The following is a 17,070-nucleotide window of genomic DNA, read 5'->3' as shown; positions in this document are numbered from 1 at the left end:
CACGGAGATCCCGCCATGCCGACCGCCCTGCCCGCCCGTCTCGAATCCGGCCGCAGCTACCCGCTCGGCGCGACCTGGGACGGCCTCGGGACCAACTTCGCGGTATTTTCCGCACACGCGCAGCGCATCCAGCTGTGCGTGTTCGATCCGACCGGCCGCAAGGAGCTCGCGCGCCTCGACCTGCCCGAATGCACCGACGAGGTGTGGCACGGCTACCTGCCCAACGCGCATCCGGGCACCGTGTACGGGTTCCGCGCGGACGGCCCGTACCAGCCGCAGCACGGCCATCGCTTCAACCCGACCAAGCTGCTGCTCGACCCGTACGCGCGCAAGCTGGTCGGCCAGTTCCGCTGGTCGGACGCGCTGTTCGGCTATCGCGTCCATTCGAGCCGCGCGGACCTGTCGATGGACCGCCGCGACTCGGCCCCCGCGATGCCGAAGTGCGTGGTGGTCGACGAGGCGTTCGACTGGCGCAACGACCGGCGCCCGCGCGTGTCGTGGCGCAACACGGTGATCTACGAGACCCACGTGCGCGGCGCGTCGATGCGCCGCGCCGGGTTGCGCCCGCCCGAACGCGGCACGTTCGCGGCGTTCGCGCATCCGGCGTTCATCGATCACCTGCTGTCGATCGGCGTGACGACGGTCGAGCTGCTGCCCGTCCACGCGTTCCTGCAGCAGCGCGCGCTCGTGAACCGCGGGCTGCGCAACTACTGGGGCTACGACACGGCTGCATTCTTTGCGCCGGAGCCCGCGTATCTCGCGACGCGGCGGCTCGACGAGATACGCATCGCGATCCGCCAGCTGCATGCGGCTGGCATCGAGGTCGTGCTGGACGTCGTCTACAACCATACGTGCGAGGGCAACGAGCTCGGACCGACGCTGTCGTGGCGCGGCCTCGACAATGCGAGCTACTACCGGCTGATGCCGGACGACCACCGCTTTCATGTCGACGAGACCGGCTGCGGCAACACGCTGAACCTGTCGCATCCGCGCGTCGTGCAGATGGTGATGGATTCGCTGCGCTACTGGGCCACCGCGTTCAACGTCGACGGCTTCCGTTTCGACCTCGGCGTAACGCTGGGCCGCGAGGAACATGGCTTCGATCCGGGCGCGGGGTTTTTCGACGCGTTGCGGCAGGACCCGGTGCTCGCGCAGCGCAAGCTGATCACCGAGCCGTGGGATCTCGGCCCCGGCGGCTACCAGCTCGGCCGCCACCCGCCCGGTTTCGCCGAGTGGAACGACCGCTTTCGCGACACCGTGCGGCGCTTCTGGCGTGGCGACGCGGGCCAGCGGCCCGAGCTCGCCGCACGCCTCGCCGGGTCGGCCGACCTGTTCAACCACCAGCGGCGCCACACGTGGGCGTCGGTCAATTTCGTCACCGCGCATGACGGGTTCACGCTCGCCGATCTCGTGTCGTATTCGGCGAAACACAACGACGCGAACGGCGAGGACAACCGCGACGGCCGCGACGACAACTGCAGCGCGAACTGGGGCGTCGAAGGGCCGAGCGACGATGCGGCGATCCGTGCGGTGCGCGCGCGCGTCGCCCGCTCGATGCTCGCGACGCTGTTTACCGCGCTCGGCACGCCGATGCTGGTGGCCGGCGACGAGTTCGGCCGCACGCAGCACGGCAACAACAACGCGTACTGCCAGGACAACGAGCTGTCATGGCTCGACTGGGATCTGGCGCGCAGCGACGAAGCGGTGACGCTGATGCGCTTCGTGTCGCGGCTCGCCGCGCTGCGGCGCATGTATCCGGTGATGTCCACGCCGCGCTATCCGTCGGGCGACCGCGACGCCGCGCCGGGCATGGCCGAGATCGACTGGTTCGACGAGCGCGGCGACGCGATGACCGTGCCCGCGTGGCAGGACCGCGAGCGCCGCGCGCTGACGATGCGGCGCGTCGGCACAGGCCGCACCGGGCGCACCGAGGCGCTGCTCGTGATGCTGAACGCGTCGTCCGAGACGGTCGTGTTCGCGCCGCCCGCGCCGGTACTCGACTATCGCGTGCTGGTCGACACGGCCACACCGGACGCCGGCCCGCGCGCCTGGCCGGCCGACGGGCTCGACGTCGCCGCGCACGCAGCCGCGATCGCGGTGGCCGCCGTGCCGCCCGACCTGCATTCGGGAGACTCGCCATGAGATCACGCCCTGCCCGCCCATCCGGCTCGCATGCGTTCGAATCGTCGTTCGGCACGACCTGCGTCGATGTCGACCGCACACGCTTCTGGCTGTGGGCGCCCGCGAGCCGCACGGCCGCCGTCGAAATCGAGGGTGAAGATGCACCCGCCGTCGCGATGACAGCAGTGGGCGACGGCTGGTTCGAAGCCACCGTGCCCTGCGGCCCCGGCACGCTGTATCGCTACCGGCTCGATGGCGGCCTCGCGGTGCCCGATCCCGCATCGCGCTTCCAGCCGGGCGGCGTGGAAGGCCCGAGCCAGGTCGTCGATCCGGCGGCGTACCGCTGGCGCCACGACGCGTGGCGCGGCCGTCCGTGGCATGAAACGGTGCTGTACGAGCTGCACATCGGCGCATGCGGCGGCCACGCGAGCGTCGAGCGGCGCCTGCCGGAAATCGCCGCGCTCGGCGTGACCGCCGTCGAGCTGATGCCCGTCAACGCGTTCCCGGGCATGCGCAACTGGGGCTACGACGGCGTGCTGCCGTTCGCGCCCGATGCGTCGTACGGGCGGCCCGAGGAACTGAAGGCGTTGATCGATGCCGCGCATGGGCTCGAGATGCAGGTGTTCCTCGACGTCGTCTACAACCACTTCGGCCCGGAAGGCAACCTGCTGCCGCGCTACGCACCCGCGTTCTTCCGCGCAGACCGGCAGACCGCGTGGGGGCCGGCCATCGACTTTTCGCGCGAACAGACCAGCACGTTCTTCATCGAGAACGCGCTGTACTGGCTCGACGAATTCCGTATCGACGGGCTGCGCATCGATGCCGCGCACGCGATCGACGACGACGCATGGCTGCGCGAACTCGCGCGCCGCGTGCGCGCGTACGTTGGCGACACGCGCCACGTGCACCTCGTGCTGGAGAACGAGCGCAATGCGGCGAGCCTGCTCGGGCCCGGCGGCTTCGACGCGCAATGGAACGACGACTTCCACAACAGCGCGCACGTGCTGCTGACCGGCGAGCGCGACGGCTACTACCGCGCGTACGCGGACGCGCCGCTGCGCCATCTCGCGCGCACGCTCGGCGAAGGCTTCGCGTACCAGGGCGAACCGTCGCCGCTGCACGACGGCGCCGCGCGCGGCGAACCGAGCGCGCACCTGCCGCCGACCGCGTTCGTCGCGTTCCTGCAGAACCACGACCAGGTCGGCAACCGCGCGTTCGGCGAACGGCTGCGCACGCTCGCGAACGAAGACGCGGTGCGCGCGGCGACCGCGCTGCTGCTGCTCGCGCCGTCGATCCCGCTGCTGTTCATGGGCGAGGAAGACGGCAGCACGCAGCCGTTCCAGTTCTTCACCGACTATCGCGGCGCGCTTGCCGACGCGGTACGCGAAGGCCGGCGCCGCGAGTTCGCCGCCTTTCCGGCCTTCGCCGACGCCGCGCATCGCGATGCGATTCCCGATCCGAACGACATCGCGACATTCGTGCGTTCGACGCTGCACGGCAGCAGCGACGAAACCACGCCCGACACCGACGCATGGCGGCGCTTCTACCGCAGCGCGCTGGCCGTGCGCGCGGCGCTGGTGACGCCGAACCTGCCCGGCGCGCGCGCACTCGGCGTCGACCTGCTCACGGGCGACGGCGACCCGCAGGCGCTCGTCGCGCGCTGGCGTCTCGGCGACGGCAGCACGCTGACGATCGCGTTGAACCTCGGCTCGCACGATGCGGTGCTGCCCGCGCTGCCGGTCGGCAAGATCGTGTTCGAGACACCGCCGCGCGCACGCGACCGGTTGCGCGACCTGCGGCTGCCGCCCCGCGCGTGCATCGCGTGGCGCGACGGCAAGGTCAACCACGATGCGCGGCAGCACCGCATCAACGGACAGGGCCGATCATGACGACCGACGTGTCGATCGCCGAACTCGCGCGCGCGGCCGGCCTGGAAACCGACTGGACCGATGCGGGCGGCGTCGCGCGGCGGGTGGACGACGGCGCACTCGGTGCGCTCGTCGACGCGCTCGGCTGGCCCTGCGGCACGGCGACCCAGCGGGTGGCGAGCGCGGCAGCACTCGCCGACGCGAACGCGGCGCCGCCGCGCATCGTCACCGGCGACGCGGGCCCGCCGCTGACGCTGCCGGCCGCGATCGCGCCACCGGGCGCGCGCTTCCGGATCACGCTTGAAGCGGGCGGACACGTCGACGGGCGCGTGGGCGACGCGGGTGAACACGGCACGCTGCCGCCGCTCGCGATGCCCGGTTATCACGCGCTCGACGTCGGCGACCGGCGCATCGGGCTCACGATCGCGCCGCCGCGCCCGCAGCCGTTCGACCCGCGCACGGCGGACGCGGGCGGCCGCTGGGGCATCGCAGCGCAGCTCTACAGCCTGCGCCGCGCCGGCGACGACGGCGCCGGCGACTACACCGCACTGGCGCGGCTGGCCGCGCAGGCGGCACGGCACGGCGCGCAGGCGGTGGCGATCAGCCCGACGCACGCCGGTTTTCCGGCGCTACCCGCGCACGACAGCCCGTATTCGCCGTCGTCGCGGCGCTGGCACAACGTCGCATATCTTGACTGCGACGCGGTGCCGGGCGCCGCGGCCGTGCATCGCGTGCCCGATGCGGCGGCCGACGCGCCGCTGATCGACTGGCCGCAGGTGCTGCCGCTGAAGCTGCGCCACCTGCGTGCGTGCTTCGACGCGTGGCGCGCCAGCGACGACCCGTCGCGCGGCGCGTTCCAGCGGTTTCGCGCGGCGGGCGGTGCGGCGCTCGACGCGCATGCGCGTTTTGACGCGCTGCAGGCGTTCTGCATCGAGCACGGCGCCGGCGCGGACTGGCGGCATTGGCCGGCGCCGTGGCGCCAGCCGGGATCGGCGGAAGTCGACGCGTTCGCGCACGCCCATGCCGACACGGTCGCGTTCCACACGTTCCTGCAATGGTGCGCGTCGCGCGCACTCGGCGACGCGCAGCACGCGGCGCGCGGCGCGGGCATGGCGACCGGGCTGATCGCCGATCTCGCGGTCGGCTCCGATCGCGCGGGCAGCGACGCGTGGGCGCACGGCGCGACGCTGCTGCGCGGCGTATCGCTCGGCGCGCCGCCCGACCTGTTCAATGCGGCCGGCCAGGCGTGGGGCGTGACGACCTGGACGCCCGCCGCGCTGCGTGCGGAAGGCTTCGTGCCGTTCGTCGAACTGTTGCGCGCGGCGTTCGCGCATGCGGGCGGCATCCGCATCGATCACGTGCTCGGCTTCGCGCGGATGTGGATCGTGCCCGACGGCGGCTCGCCGCGCGACGGTGCGTACCTGCGCTATCCGGTCGACGATCTCGTGCGGCTCGTCGCGCTCGAGGCGGCCCGTCATCGCGCGCTCGTGATCGGCGAGGATCTCGGCACGGTGCCGGCCGGTTTCCGCGAACGGCTCGGCGCGCAGGGCATCGCCGGGATGCGCGTGCTGTGGTTCGAGCGCGACGCCGGCGGCACCTTCCGCCCGCCCGCGGAATGGGATCGCAACGCGATCGCGATGTCGTCGACGCACGATCTGCCGACCGTGGCCGGCTGGTGGCGCGGCGTCGACCTGGCATGGCGGCGGATCGCGGCCGAGGCCGCGGAGCAGTCCGGCGATACGGATGCGCGCAACGTGGCGCCGCCCGCGCCGCCGGACGAGATGAACGAGTACGAGCAGGACAACACCGTGTCCCGCGCAGCCTCCGCGTCCCCCCTGAAAGCCGGCCCCGTCACGCCGCCGCCCGCCGTTGATCCCGATCTCGTCGCCGCGCATGCAGCACGCGCGACCGAACGCGCGGCGCTGTGGCACGCGTTGCAGCACGCGGGCTGCGCGCCGGCCGGTACCGCCACCCCGCCGGCTAACGCGCCGCCGGTCGCCGCGATGCTCGCATACGTCGCGTGCAGCCCGTCGCCGCTCGCGATCCTGCCGCTCGAGGACCTGCTCGCGCTGGACGCGCAGCCGAACCTGCCGGGCCCGCCCTGCGGCCACCCGAACTGGCGGCAGCGCCTGCCGCGCACGATCGACACGCTGTTCGACGCCGATGTGCGCGACCGCATCGCGGCCGTCGTGCGCGCGCGCCGTTCGCGGGAGCCCGCCCCATGACGCCACGCGCGACGCTGCGGCTGCAGCTGCATGCGGGCTTCACGTTCGACGACGCGGCCGCGCACGCCGGCTACTTCGCGCGGCTCGGCGTGAGCCACCTGTACCTGTCGCCGGTCGCGACGGCCGAACCCGGTTCGCGACACGGCTACGACACCGTGGATTACGGCGCGCTCAACGCCGAACTCGGCGGCGAAGCCGGTTTCGTCCGGCTCGTCGATGCGCTGCGCGCGCATGGGCTCGGCGTAATCGTCGACATCGTGCCGAACCACATGGGCGTCGGCGGCGCGTCGAACGGCTGGTGGAACGACGTCCTCGAATGGGGGCCCGCGAGCCCGTACGCAGGCCACTTCGACATCGACTGGCATCCGCCCGACGCAGCGCTCGACGGCAAGGTGCTGCTGCCCTGCCTCGGCACGCCGTACGGCGAAGCGCTCGCGGCCGGCGACATCACGCTCGACGCCGATCCGGCCACCGGACGCTTCTTCGTGTCGTGCCCCGGGCGACGGCTGCCGGTGGCCACCGCCACCTATGCGGACATCCTGCGCATCGCGAATCGCACCGACCTGAATGCGCTCGCCGAACGCTTCGACGCCGCGCCGCCGCGCGACAGCGCCCGACTGGCCGCCGCGCATGCGGCGCTGCGCGACCACGCGGTCACGCACGGCCCGCATGCGCTCGACGCGGTGCTGCGCGGCGCCGATCCGCGCCATGCGCGCTCGCGCGCGTGCCTGCACCGGCTGCTCGAACGCCAGCACTACCGGCTCGCGTGGTGGCGCACGGCCGCCGACGAGCTGAACTGGCGGCGCTTCTTCGACATCGCGACGCTCGCGGCCGTCCGTGTCGACGACGATGCGGTGTTCGACGCCGTCCATGCGCTGCCGCTGCGACTGCATGCGGCCGGCTATATCGACGGCCTGCGCGTCGATCACGTCGACGGCCTCGCCGATCCGCGCGCGTATTGCCGGCGGCTGCATGAGCGACTTGCCGCGCAACGCGACGCGCAGCCGTTCGTCGTCGTCGAGAAGATCCTCGCGCCCGGTGAGGCGCTGCGCGCCGACTGGGCCGTCGACGGCACGACCGGCTACGACTTCATGAACGACGTCGGCGCGCTGCTGCACGATCCGGCCGGCGCCGCGCCGCTGGCCGCGCACTGGGCGCACGTGTCGGGTTCGTCGCGCACCTTCACGCAGGAAGCACTCGACGGCAAGCGGCGCGTGCTGATGCGCCAGCTTGCGGTCGAGCATGCGCGCGCCGCGCGGGCGTTGCACGGCATCGCGCGTGCGGCGCCCGCGACGCGCGACGTCAGCCTCGTCGCGATTCAGCGCGTACTGGGTGAACTCGCGGTGCAGCTGCCCGTGTACCGGATGTATCCGGCGCACGATGAAGAACCCGCCGACGCCGATCGCCGCGTGCTCGCACCTGCATACGCACGCGCGTGCGCGGCCGTCGATCCGGCCGACCGGTTCGCGCTCGATCACGTCGCCACCTGGCTCGGGTTGCCGGTCACGCGCGTGCCGCGCGCGGACGCCGCCGCGCTGCACGCGGCGCGCGTCGCGTTCGCGCAGCTCACTGCGCCGCTGGCCGCAAAGGGTGTCGAGGATACGGCGCACTATCGATACGGCCGGCTGTTGTCCCGCAACGAAGTCGGCGCCGACGCAGGCGACTTCAGCCTGTCGCGCGGCGCGTTCCATGCGCGCAACCGGCACCGCGCGCGCACCGTGCCGCACGGGCTCGTCGCCACCGCCACGCACGACCACAAGCGCGGCGAGGATGCCCGTGCGCGGCTGGCCGTGCTCAGCGAAATGCCCGACGCGTGGCGCACGGTGTCGCTCGACTGGTCCGCGCTCAACCGGCCGCATCGCGGCGGCGCGCATCGCGATCTCGCATGGGCGCCGGGCCCGGCCGCCGAGGCGATGCTGTACCAGACGCTCGTCGGCTGCTGGCCGCCGGAACTCGCGCCCGACGATGCGGCGGGGCTCGCGGCACTTGCCGAACGCGTCGTGCAGTGGCAGACGAAAGCATGGCGCGAAGCGAAACGGCACACCGACTGGCTCGCGCCCGACATGCGCTACGAGCGCGATTGCGAAGCATTCGTCCGCGCGATCCTGATGCCGCGCGGCACCGGCGACTTCGCGCACCGGCTGCATGCGTTCGTCGCGCGGATCGTACCGGCCGGCGTCGTCAACAGCCTGACGCAGGCCGTACTCCGCATGGCGTCGCCCGGCGTGCCCGACCTGTATCAAGGGACTGAAGCATGGGATCACTCGCTCGTCGATCCGGACAACCGCCGCGACGTGCCGTTCGCGGCGCTCGCGGCCGAACGGGTCGACGAGCCGGTCGCGTCGTACCTGCAGGCGTGGCCCGATGCGCGCGTGAAGCGGGCCTTGGTCGAGCGCATGCTGGCGCTGCGCGCACGGTGGCCGGAGACGTTCGCGGCAGGCACGTACGTGCCGCTGCGCGTGCGCGGCCCGCTCGGGCGTCATGCGATCGCATTCGCGCGGTGCAACGATGAATCGACGGTGGTGGTGGTTGCAACGCGGCTCGCGGGCCGGCTGCTCGGCGAAGCACCGGAATTGCCGCGCGTGGCGCCCGCGCAATGGGGCGATACGGCGGTCGTGCTGCCGCGTGAGATCGACGGGCCGTGGACGGACTGGCTGAATGCGGGGGACACGATCGATGTGACGGGACGGTTGATCAAGCTCGGTAACTGTCTGGCAGCGCTACCGGTTGCCGTACTGGTGGCCGTGCACCCAACCAGCGCATCGTGATCGTCCAGCGCGCTCGTTCCCGGCTGATGAAACGCCGGGAGATCGTCGTCCCATCATCGATACGGGAGACAGTTCCCTCCATGCAACGGTCGGCGTTTGCGTTTAGTCGCGAGCGGCACACACCTTGATCGTTCCCTAAATCACCAGAGGAAAATCGAATTTGTGCAAAACGGCCTGCGTATAATCGTTTTTACACATCCAAAATCGATTTGCGCCCGAAACGAGCTTCCATAATCGGTTTTGCGCATTGGCTGGGCCGACCAACAGGAGCTTTCATATGGCTGAATTGCCCGACGATCCAATCGGTACCGCATGGTTGATCGCAAACTGCGACGTTGCGCCGATGGCTCGGCCTCCGGTGCTTAGTCGCATCGGCGGTCGGCGTGCCACCGAAACCATTGACGGTTATCGGCTCGAGACCTACCCGGAACTGATGCGCCCAACGGGCGATATCGCCGCGCACCTTCAGTTTCACTTGCGCCACGAGGTGCCGCAACTGGAGTTTCTGGCGCGCTTGTTCGCGCAATCTGGCCCCGGATTCGTCCAGGACTGGATCGACTCCGAGCCAACCGGGCAGTATGCGCGCCGCGCCGCCTTTCTTTACGAATGGCTCACCGACGGCGAGTTGAGCGTTCCGGAGCGCTTGGGCGGCAACTATGTCGACGTGCTTGACGACGCCAAAGTCGTCACCTCGTCACGCGACCGCATCGTGAAGAATCCGCGGTGGCGGGTGAACGATAATCTTCCCGGAACACGTTACTTCTGCCCGACCCTTGTAAAGACAGCCTCTTTCATGGAGGCAGCCGAGTTGAACGTGCCGCGCCTGTTCGCCGATCTCGCGGCGGAATTCGGTGAGGATCTGCTTATGCGGGCGGCGGCCTGGATGACATTGAGGGAAAGCAAGGCCAGTTTCGCCATCGAAGGGGAAGCCGACCGTACTTCCCGCATTCAGCGCTTCGCGGACGTCATGGCCCGGCGTACCGCCCAAGGCGAACAGCCGTTGTCGGACGATGCTGCTGCAGAGTTGCAGCGGGAAATTCTCGGTGAGCGAACCACGCTCACGCACTTCGGCTTCCGGCAGTCGCCCGTATTCGTCGGGGAAACCGTCCGCTTTAACGAGGTCGTGCACTATGTCGCACCGGGGCAGGAGGATGTACCGGCCATGCTCGACGGCCTTCGCACATTCCTGGCACGCACTTCCGGTCAATCATCGGTCATGCGCAGCACGGTGGCAGCCTTCGGTTTCGTCTACGTGCATCCGCTGGCGGACGGAAACGGCCGCGTCCACCGCTTCCTGATCAACGATGTTCTCCGTCGGGACGGTGTCATTCCGGAGCCGGTCATCTTGCCTATTTCCGCCGTGATCATGGACGACGCGGGCGAACGCCGCGGCTACGACAGGGTACTGGACCAAGTGTCTGCGCCGCTCATGGAGCATGTGCGAGATCACATCGTATTCGACGCCGCACAGACAACCTATCCTGACGGCGTCGTATCCAACTTCGCATTCGATGGTGCAGGACTGGCCATGCCGCTGTGGCGGTACCCGGACCTCAGTCCGCATGTGCAATACCTCGCCAACATCGTCAAACGCACACTGACCGAACACATGCGCGAGGAATCGCGCTATTTGCGCAGCCACGCGCTGGCTCGGCAGGTGCTCAAGGAAATCGTGGAAATGCCGGATCATCAAGCCGACCGTGTACTGCGCTCGATCGAGCAGAACCAGGGACAACTCAGCAACGTTCTCGCGAAGGAAATGCCCATCCTGCAGCAGCCCGGTATCTGGCCCGCGATCGTCGAAGCCGTATCCTCAGCCTTTCGTAACGGAGATTCCACGGATGCCGCGATCGTCGATCGCTACCGTCCGGAACGACCGGCGGGACAGTAACACCCGACCTCACCACCACGCTCCCGTCGGCAACCCGCCACGTGGCAAACTCAGCACCCGCCCGTCACGCGTCGGTGACGTCGGGCTCGCTCGCGTCGTTGCGCTGCACGCACCGCACGAGCGACAGCCCGTCGGCCGTCAGCACCGGCCGGCGCTCGCCCGACGCGTCGTCGTACTGCATCACGATCAAGTGCCGTTCGACCAGCGCGACGACATCCTCGCGGTCGATCTGGAGCTGCTCCGGTGCGCGATGCACCAGTAACAGCGTGGCGAATTCATGGGCGGACAGCATGCTCGTTTCCCGTTGGCGGCTGCGCGAGGTGCGCACCGGCGCATAAAAACTCATGCAGGGATCGTGCCGGTTTGCGCGATGCGTCCGCCGCCGGCGCTGCCTGCGTGCCGCGCGATGTGGCACCCAGTGGCGGCCGGCGGCCGGTGCAAAGTTTTCAATGGCGTGTAATGCCGAACGCGGGTCGGAACACGACGCGGCGGCAACCGCAGTCGGGTCAGGATCGCCGCGACCGGGACAGGCCCGCCGGCGCACGGAAATCGCCGCTGTGCAGCACCACGCTGCCGTTGCCTTCGGCCAGCGCTTCCGCGCATGCGGCTTCGATCCGCGCGCGGCCATGCTCGAACGCATCGCGCAAGTCGGCCTCCAGCGCAGACTGCGCGCCGAAATGGTCTTCCAGCGCTTCGACCGTGATCGCGCAGGTTTGCAGTTCGCCATCGACGTCGACGACGAAATGCAACTGCAGCTCGGCACCGTCGAACACGGGCGGCTCGTCGACCAGCGACACGCGGCGGGCGGAATCGGCCGGCATCGTTTCAGGCGCCCCGCGCCACGACGTGATCGACCCGTGCGCCTTCGGCCGCGAGCACACGTCGAAGTTCGCCGAGTCCGGCCTTCTCGATGAAATCGCCGACCGCGACGATGGCTACCTTGCAATGATCCAGCCTGCTGCTCATGAGACCCTCCATCGGCGTGACAGCATGCGCCGTGTCGTACCGCACCGTACCGATCGCACAGCAAGCCGCATGCCCGCAAGCTCCTTCGTGCGGAAAGTCTCACATGGCCGCTCGACGCGGTTACTGCAGACGGCGCGCGGCGTCGAGCATCGCATCGGTGAGCTCGATCGTCAGCGTCACGTGTTCGTCGGGCAGGCGGTCGAGCAAGTCCTCCACCGTGTCGTGCAGGATTGCGTGCACGCGCATCCGCGTGCCTTCGTCGAGATCCGCGTAGCGCTCCATCGTGTCGCAATCGAGCACGAGCACGACCGAATGCCCGACGGTCTCGGGCGGCGGGTCGGCCGCCTCCGCCCACGCCGCCTGAAACATGATCCTGCCCGTGGCGACGTCCACATGGACCGTCGTATCGAGATCGTCGGCGTCGTTGTCGAGCTCGTCGTTTTCCAGCCAGATCCGGGAATGCGATTGCATGATGTCCTCCTGCGTAGTGGCGGGATCGCATGTCCTGCCCGTGTTCTCCAGCAACACCCGTGCCGCCTTCGGGCGCGACGCTTGCGCAGCGGCTGATGGCGTGGTTCGGCATCCGGGGAATCGGCTCGTTCTACTACCTGCCGTTCGCGCTCGAACACGGGCCGTCCGACGCCGTGCGCCCGCTCGCGGCGCCCGTACTGGCCGTCGTGTCGGCGTCCGTGATCGCGCACGGGATCTCCGCGACGCCGCTGATGAACGGGTATCACCGGCTGCAGCATCGGCGCTGATGCGTTCATGACGACGCGCCGTGCCGCGTAATCGAGCCGCCACGCAAGCGGCGGCGTCGGGGTGGTTGAGGGAAGCATCGACATACGCTCGCCGCGTTCGTGAAGGCAACGGCCACGCGAATCGCCGCGCCGCCACCCACCAGCGGCCCTCGAGTCACGGCGCGCGCAGCGCCTCGTCGAGTTCGGCGCGCGTCACGTCGAGCGCGACGTTGCATTCGATCGCCGCTTCCTCGACGCGCGGCTTGCGCTCGTCCACCGCGCGCCGCGCACTGTCGCACAGATGCGTGCGCACGCGCAGCCGGTCGTCCGCGCCGAGCGATGCATAGCGCGTGATCACGTCCGGATCGAAGCGCAGGTCGACCGCGCAACGCCATTCGCGCGCGTCCTCGTCGGACGGCACCCGCACCCACGACACCTGGATCGTCAGCCGCCCGGATGCGTCGTCCGCATGCACGACGACGGTCGACTGCGACGGGAAGCCGTTCGCGAGCGCATGCTCGAGCTCCGCGATGCGCTGCGACCGGCCGGGTGCGCCGCTCATCGTCGCACGACGCCCAGCAGCAGCGTGACGAGGAAGATCACGACGAAGATGTAGAACAGGATCTTCGCGATCTCGGCCGCGCCAGCCGCGATGCCGCCGAAGCCGAACACGGCCGCGACGATCGCGATGATGAAGAAGATAACCGCGTATCGAAGCATGGATACCTCCTGGATGGCAGCAGTGGTCAGGACACGTCGTCGCCGTTCACGCATCGTGCTTGTGCTCCGGTTTGCCACGCCTCGGCGTGGACGCCATTTTTTCGAGTGCCTTTTCGCTCATCGACCTGGCCATCGACTGCGCCGGCGGCTTGAGGTCCTTCATGTTCGTCTTGCCGCGTTTGGCCGACAGTGCGGCCCCCGCGGCACGCTGCTGCGCTTGCGATTTTGCTGGCATGGTTGCGCTCCTGTCGTGGGCGCGCGCGTCGACGCGACGGTCGGCACGCGCGCGAGCGGGGCTCGCCCGGGCAGCCGTCATGCGGTGTCGCGGCGCCGCAGGTCGGCCGGCGGAATCTTCATCGCCTGGCGATACTTCGTCACCGTGCGACGCGCAAGCAGGATGCCGCGGCCCGCGAGGTTGTGCGCGAGCGCAACATCGGACAGCGGATCGGTGTGCCGCTCGGCCGCGATCATGTCGCGGATCAGCACCTTCGCGGCCGCCGCGGAACACACGCCCTTGCCGGCCGCCTCAAGCTTGCGCGGGAAGAAATGCTTGAACTCGAACGTGCCATGCGGCGTGGCCATGTACTTGTTGCCCGTCGCGCGCGACACGGTCGATTCGTGCAGGTCGAGCTCCTCGGCGATGTCGCGCAGCACGAGCGGCTTCATCGCGATCTCGCCATAGCGGAAGAAATCGCGCTGTCGCGCGACGATGCATTCGCCGACGCGCTGGATCGTGTCGAAGCGCTTCTGCACGTTGCGGATCAGCCAGCGCGCTTCCTGCAACTGCTGGCCGAGCGGCGAATCGCGTTCGCCGCTCGACTGCGCGAACAGCGTCGCGTAGCGTTCGTGCAACCGTGCGCGCGGCAGCACGGCCGGGTTGATCGTCACGATCCAGTCGTCGCGCACCTGGCGCACGATCACGTCGGGCACCACGTAGTCGCCGCGCGTGCTGCCGTAATGATTGCCGGGGCGCGGGTCGAGCCCGCGCACCAGCGCGCACGCGGCCTGCAGCGTCTGCGGGTTGCAGCCGATCCGCCGCTGGATCTCGGCCGTCTCGCGGCGCGCGAGCCGTTCGAGATGCTCGCGTGCGATCGCTTTCGCTTCCGCGAGCGCCGTCGTGCCGGCCGGAATCGCGTCGAGTTGCAGCACGAGACACTCGGACAGCGAGCGCGCGGCCATGCCGGGCCGGTCGAGCATCTGCACGAGCCTTAGCGCGACCGCGAGATCCTGCTCCGACAACAGCAGCGCGGGGTCGGCCGCGACCAGCAGTTCGACCAGCTCCTGGCGCAGGTAGCCGTCGTCGTCGAGCGCGTCGATCACGATGCGCGCGGCCTCGCGGTCGCGCCGGTTCAGCTGATAGAGCCGCAACGCGTCATGCAGTTGCTGATGCAGCGACGGTTCCGCAGCCAGCCATTCGCCGGGCGACAGGCCGCCCGACTCGTCGCCCTGGCGGCTCGTGCCGCGCGTCGCGGGCGCGGCCGTCAACGACACTTCGGACACCTCGGGCACTTCAGGCACGTCGCCGTCCGGCTGGCGAACCTCGTCAGCCGGGGGCACCGCGTCGGGCGCGGCGGCTTCGGCTTGCGGCCCCGGTGCGTCGGCGGCAGGCTCCTCGTCACCCTGGCCGTCGTCGAGAAACGGATTCTGATCGAGCGCCTGACGCAATTCCTGTTGAAATTCGAGCGAGGACAACTGCAGCAACCGCAGCGACTGCTGAAGCCTCGGCGTAAGTGCAAGATGCTGTCGCATCTGCAGCGAAAGCGAGACGGACATCGATGGTCCTCCTGACGTTTCACGGGTTTCGCTTCGTATTCAGCCAGGATTCATGCAGCTTCCATGCCAAGGGGGTCGATCACCCCGTGCTGCGGTTCGCGCGGGTTCGCACCCCGATTTTCAGCGCGCCAGGGCCGCTTTTTTACAAGCCGGCGGCAAGTTTTGGGCACGCGTTTTGGGCACGCGCTTCGCGCATCACGCCGTCACGCGCCGGCCGTGGATCGACTCAGTACTGCGCGGGCGGCGGCATGCGCGGCGGCGGCGGGTCGCCCTGCACGCCGTTCGGGCCCGGTGGCGGCACGTCGGCCGGTTCGCCGCCCGCCGCGCCCTGCGGCATCATGTTGCCCGGCGACGGGCGCGTCTCGTAACGCGTGTTGGCATCAGGCATCGTCGTGCCGGGCGGCGATGCGTGGCCGTCGGGCGGCGCGGGCGGCGCACCGCGCGCGCCGTAGGGGGCAGGCTGCGTGCACGCGGCCAGCGCGCATGCGGCGGCCATCGCGCACAGGCCCGCGGATATCGTGCGGATCCGTTTCATCGCAATTCTCCTGAAGTCCGCGGCGGGCGCGGAACCGGTTGTGTCAGTCCCGGCGAGTCCGCAATCCGCGTGCCGTCCGTTTGCGCGCCACACGCGCCGACCTGCGGTGCGCCGGGCGTTCAGCACACCCGTCACCGCGAATGCCTGCCTGCGCGCCGCCATGCGTCGTTACGCGTCGTACGCGGCCATCACGAGCCACAGGTCTCGGCCATCGTCACGCACGCGTGCCGCGAGCGCATACGTATCGGCGGGGTCGCACGCGCGCTGCAGCGCGAACCGCGCGGGCTCGGTCGAGCCGAACGTCTCGTCGCCGAGCGGCCGCACGTCGGCCTTGCCTTCGAACATCCGGCGCTCGGGCCGGTAGATCAGCGGCTCGTGCTTCCATTCCTCGAAGTGGCTCTTTACCGAATCAAAACCGCCGCCGCAAACGTTGAGTTCGTAGCGCACGCCCTGTCGCCGTTTCGGAATCGTCATCGTGTCTCCGCTTGATGTGCGCGCGACCGGCACCGGTCGCGACGCGCGTGGTCGTCATCGTCGTCATCGCCCGACATGGCAAATCCCGTGCCGCGTACGAACCCGGGCATGGCGGTTGCGGAAATGTTCGCGTCATTGTCATTTGCAGGGAGCGTTGCCATGAAGGATTCGACCCGGCCCGACCCGTCGCCGCCGCGGAAGCACGAGGACCGCACGCGCACGCGCCATTCGGAACGCCATATCGACCAGCAGCTCGAGGACACGTTTCCCGCGAGCGACCCGCCGGCGACCGGCGGCGTCACGCGTATCGAGCCCGATGCACCGCCCGATACGCCGCCCGATTCGCATGAGGAAAAGCCGCGGCAAGACCCGCGCGAACGCGGCGGCACATGACCGGTCACGCGTGCCGGACGGCATGCGGTTGGCCGAATCCACCGACGAATCGACTCACCCGGCCCACAAGGAGGACGCCATGCATCGTGTCAACGAAATCATGTCGCAGGACGTCGTGCGCATTGCGCCGACCGATTCGATCCGCCATGCCGCGCAACTGATGGAGCGCTACGACGTCGGCGCGCTCCCGGTGTGTGACAACAACCGCCTGGTCGGGATGGTGACGGACCGCGACCTCGCCGTGCGCGCGATCTCGGCCGGCAAGCCGCCGGAGACGCGGATTCAGGAAGTCGCGTCGGGCCCGATCGAATGGTGTTTCGAAGACGATTCGCTGGACGAGATCCAGCACTACATGGCCGACGCGCAGTTGCGGCGCCTGCCGGTCGTCGATCACGACAAGCGGCTGGTCGGCATGCTGTCGCTCGCGGACATCGCGACGCGTTCGGCCGGCCCGGCGCGCGACGACGTCGCGAACACGCTCGAAGGCGTGTCGCAGCCGAGGCGGACGTGACGGAGCGCCGATTGCTGCGCGAGATGCAGCCTGCAGGCGTCCGGTCAAGGTCGGCCCCGCATCAGCGATACAGGCCGTCGCGACAGCG

General features: G+C 69.7%; 17 protein-coding genes and 1 pseudogene. 8 read left to right on the top strand and 10 right to left on the bottom strand.

Annotation, left to right across the window (positions count from 1 at the left end; genetic code table 11):
- Positions 1 to 15 precede the first annotated feature (15 nt).
- From glgX to BCEP18194_RS02490, 5 genes are all read left to right on the top strand, one after another.
- The gene (gene glgX / locus BCEP18194_RS02510; RefSeq protein WP_011349720.1) at positions 16 to 2,142 is read left to right on the top strand and encodes a glycogen debranching protein GlgX; all 2,127 of its coding nucleotides are present in this window, start codon (positions 16 to 18) and stop codon (positions 2,140 to 2,142) included.
- Positions 2,139 to 4,010, top strand: coding sequence for a malto-oligosyltrehalose trehalohydrolase (gene treZ / locus BCEP18194_RS02505; protein ID WP_011349719.1), 1,872 nt, complete (start codon positions 2,139 to 2,141; stop codon positions 4,008 to 4,010). Before glgX ends, treZ begins: the two co-directional genes overlap by 4 nt.
- Positions 4,007 to 6,214: a 4-alpha-glucanotransferase gene (gene malQ, locus BCEP18194_RS02500; protein ID WP_011349718.1), complete on the top strand. Its 2,208-nt coding sequence runs from the start codon at positions 4,007 to 4,009 to the stop codon at positions 6,212 to 6,214. Before treZ ends, malQ begins: the two co-directional genes overlap by 4 nt.
- Complete coding sequence (gene treY / locus BCEP18194_RS02495; protein WP_011349717.1) at positions 6,211 to 8,982, top strand: malto-oligosyltrehalose synthase; 2,772 nt, start codon at positions 6,211 to 6,213, stop codon at positions 8,980 to 8,982. Before malQ ends, treY begins: the two co-directional genes overlap by 4 nt.
- Before the next feature lie 277 nt (positions 8,983 to 9,259).
- On the top strand, positions 9,260 to 10,873 hold the full coding sequence (locus BCEP18194_RS02490; RefSeq protein ID WP_011349716.1) for a Fic family protein: 1,614 nt from the start codon (positions 9,260 to 9,262) through the stop codon (positions 10,871 to 10,873).
- A gap of 64 nt (positions 10,874 to 10,937) precedes the next feature.
- On the opposite strand, the gene BCEP18194_RS02485 is transcribed toward BCEP18194_RS02490, so the two are convergent.
- The 4 genes from BCEP18194_RS02485 to BCEP18194_RS02475 form a co-directional block, all read right to left on the bottom strand.
- Positions 10,938 to 11,165: a hypothetical protein gene (locus tag BCEP18194_RS02485; protein ID WP_041492589.1), complete on the bottom strand. Its 228-nt coding sequence runs from the start codon at positions 11,163 to 11,165 to the stop codon at positions 10,938 to 10,940.
- A gap of 214 nt (positions 11,166 to 11,379) precedes the next feature.
- On the bottom strand, positions 11,380 to 11,694 hold the full coding sequence (locus tag BCEP18194_RS02480; RefSeq protein ID WP_011349714.1) for a DUF1488 domain-containing protein: 315 nt from the start codon (positions 11,692 to 11,694) through the stop codon (positions 11,380 to 11,382).
- A gap of 4 nt (positions 11,695 to 11,698) precedes the next feature.
- Complete coding sequence (locus BCEP18194_RS40985) at positions 11,699 to 11,839, bottom strand: hypothetical protein (protein WP_157687100.1); 141 nt, start codon at positions 11,837 to 11,839, stop codon at positions 11,699 to 11,701.
- Between the two features lie 120 nt (positions 11,840 to 11,959).
- Positions 11,960 to 12,310 (bottom strand): hypothetical protein, encoded by a 351-nt coding sequence (locus BCEP18194_RS02475; protein WP_011349713.1) that lies wholly within the window; start codon positions 12,308 to 12,310, stop codon positions 11,960 to 11,962.
- A gap of 68 nt (positions 12,311 to 12,378) precedes the next feature.
- On the opposite strand from BCEP18194_RS02475, the pseudogene BCEP18194_RS02470 reads away from it, so the two are divergent.
- Positions 12,379 to 12,597, top strand: a pseudogene (locus tag BCEP18194_RS02470) (cation:proton antiporter); the annotation flags it as partial.
- A gap of 154 nt (positions 12,598 to 12,751) precedes the next feature.
- On the opposite strand, the gene BCEP18194_RS02465 reads toward BCEP18194_RS02470, so the two are convergent.
- From BCEP18194_RS02465 to BCEP18194_RS02440, 6 genes are all read right to left on the bottom strand, one after another.
- The gene (locus BCEP18194_RS02465) at positions 12,752 to 13,138 is read right to left on the bottom strand and encodes a DUF3022 domain-containing protein (RefSeq protein WP_011349712.1); all 387 of its coding nucleotides are present in this window, start codon (positions 13,136 to 13,138) and stop codon (positions 12,752 to 12,754) included.
- A complete protein-coding gene (locus BCEP18194_RS39080) occupies positions 13,135 to 13,296 on the bottom strand; it encodes a DUF1328 domain-containing protein (protein WP_011349711.1) in 162 nt (53 codons plus the stop codon). The genes BCEP18194_RS02465 and BCEP18194_RS39080 overlap by 4 nt, the downstream gene beginning before the upstream one ends.
- 46 nt (positions 13,297 to 13,342) lie before the next feature.
- A complete protein-coding gene (locus tag BCEP18194_RS02455) occupies positions 13,343 to 13,531 on the bottom strand; it encodes a DUF3008 family protein (RefSeq protein WP_011349710.1) in 189 nt (62 codons plus the stop codon).
- Positions 13,532 to 13,608: 77 nt separating this feature from the next.
- Positions 13,609 to 15,069: an RNA polymerase factor sigma-54 gene (rpoN, locus tag BCEP18194_RS02450; RefSeq protein ID WP_011349709.1), complete on the bottom strand. Its 1,461-nt coding sequence runs from the start codon at positions 15,067 to 15,069 to the stop codon at positions 13,609 to 13,611.
- Positions 15,070 to 15,295: 226 nt separating this feature from the next.
- Entirely contained in the window at positions 15,296 to 15,604 is a 309-nt protein-coding gene (locus tag BCEP18194_RS02445; RefSeq protein ID WP_011349708.1) for a hypothetical protein, read from the bottom strand.
- A gap of 168 nt (positions 15,605 to 15,772) precedes the next feature.
- A complete protein-coding gene (locus BCEP18194_RS02440; protein WP_011349707.1) occupies positions 15,773 to 16,078 on the bottom strand; it encodes a hypothetical protein in 306 nt (101 codons plus the stop codon).
- Between the two features lie 159 nt (positions 16,079 to 16,237).
- Here BCEP18194_RS02440 and BCEP18194_RS02435 point away from each other — a divergent pair, with 159 nt between their 5' ends.
- Positions 16,238 to 16,471, top strand: a complete 234-nt coding sequence (locus BCEP18194_RS02435) for a hypothetical protein (RefSeq protein ID WP_041492441.1) — start codon at positions 16,238 to 16,240, stop codon at positions 16,469 to 16,471.
- A 79-nt stretch (positions 16,472 to 16,550) separates the two neighbouring features.
- Complete coding sequence (locus BCEP18194_RS02430) at positions 16,551 to 16,982, top strand: CBS domain-containing protein (RefSeq protein ID WP_011349705.1); 432 nt, start codon at positions 16,551 to 16,553, stop codon at positions 16,980 to 16,982.
- The last annotated feature ends 88 nt before the right edge of the window (positions 16,983 to 17,070 follow it).

This window comes from Burkholderia lata (genome assembly GCF_000012945.1).
In the GTDB taxonomy this organism is placed as follows: Bacteria; Pseudomonadota; Gammaproteobacteria; order Burkholderiales; family Burkholderiaceae; genus Burkholderia; species Burkholderia lata.
The sequence above is the reverse complement of the archived record's forward strand: the minus strand, read 5'-3'. Positions and strand labels throughout refer to the sequence as shown.

What these genes read in the sequence shown, in the direction of transcription:
- glgX (WP_011349720.1), top strand. Translation starts at nt 16, where the DNA reads ATGCCGACCGCCCTGCCCGCCCGTCTCGAATCCGGCCGCAGCTACCCG.
- treZ (WP_011349719.1), top strand. Translation starts at nt 2,139, where the DNA reads ATGAGATCACGCCCTGCCCGCCCATCCGGCTCGCATGCGTTCGAATCG.
- malQ (WP_011349718.1), top strand. Translation starts at nt 4,007, where the DNA reads ATGACGACCGACGTGTCGATCGCCGAACTCGCGCGCGCGGCCGGCCTG.
- treY (WP_011349717.1), top strand. Translation starts at nt 6,211, where the DNA reads ATGACGCCACGCGCGACGCTGCGGCTGCAGCTGCATGCGGGCTTCACG.
- BCEP18194_RS02490 (WP_011349716.1), top strand. Translation starts at nt 9,260, where the DNA reads ATGGCTGAATTGCCCGACGATCCAATCGGTACCGCATGGTTGATCGCA.
- BCEP18194_RS02485 (WP_041492589.1), bottom strand. Translation starts at nt 11,165, where the DNA reads ATGCTGTCCGCCCATGAATTCGCCACGCTGTTACTGGTGCATCGCGCA.
- BCEP18194_RS02480 (WP_011349714.1), bottom strand. Translation starts at nt 11,694, where the DNA reads ATGCCGGCCGATTCCGCCCGCCGCGTGTCGCTGGTCGACGAGCCGCCC.
- BCEP18194_RS40985 (WP_157687100.1), bottom strand. Translation starts at nt 11,839, where the DNA reads ATGAGCAGCAGGCTGGATCATTGCAAGGTAGCCATCGTCGCGGTCGGC.
- BCEP18194_RS02475 (WP_011349713.1), bottom strand. Translation starts at nt 12,310, where the DNA reads ATGCAATCGCATTCCCGGATCTGGCTGGAAAACGACGAGCTCGACAAC.
- BCEP18194_RS02465 (WP_011349712.1), bottom strand. Translation starts at nt 13,138, where the DNA reads ATGAGCGGCGCACCCGGCCGGTCGCAGCGCATCGCGGAGCTCGAGCAT.
- BCEP18194_RS39080 (WP_011349711.1), bottom strand. Translation starts at nt 13,296, where the DNA reads ATGCTTCGATACGCGGTTATCTTCTTCATCATCGCGATCGTCGCGGCC.
- BCEP18194_RS02455 (WP_011349710.1), bottom strand. Translation starts at nt 13,531, where the DNA reads ATGCCAGCAAAATCGCAAGCGCAGCAGCGTGCCGCGGGGGCCGCACTG.
- rpoN (WP_011349709.1), bottom strand. Translation starts at nt 15,069, where the DNA reads ATGTCCGTCTCGCTTTCGCTGCAGATGCGACAGCATCTTGCACTTACG.
- BCEP18194_RS02445 (WP_011349708.1), bottom strand. Translation starts at nt 15,604, where the DNA reads ATGAAACGGATCCGCACGATATCCGCGGGCCTGTGCGCGATGGCCGCC.
- BCEP18194_RS02440 (WP_011349707.1), bottom strand. Translation starts at nt 16,078, where the DNA reads ATGACGATTCCGAAACGGCGACAGGGCGTGCGCTACGAACTCAACGTT.
- BCEP18194_RS02435 (WP_041492441.1), top strand. Translation starts at nt 16,238, where the DNA reads ATGAAGGATTCGACCCGGCCCGACCCGTCGCCGCCGCGGAAGCACGAG.
- BCEP18194_RS02430 (WP_011349705.1), top strand. Translation starts at nt 16,551, where the DNA reads ATGCATCGTGTCAACGAAATCATGTCGCAGGACGTCGTGCGCATTGCG.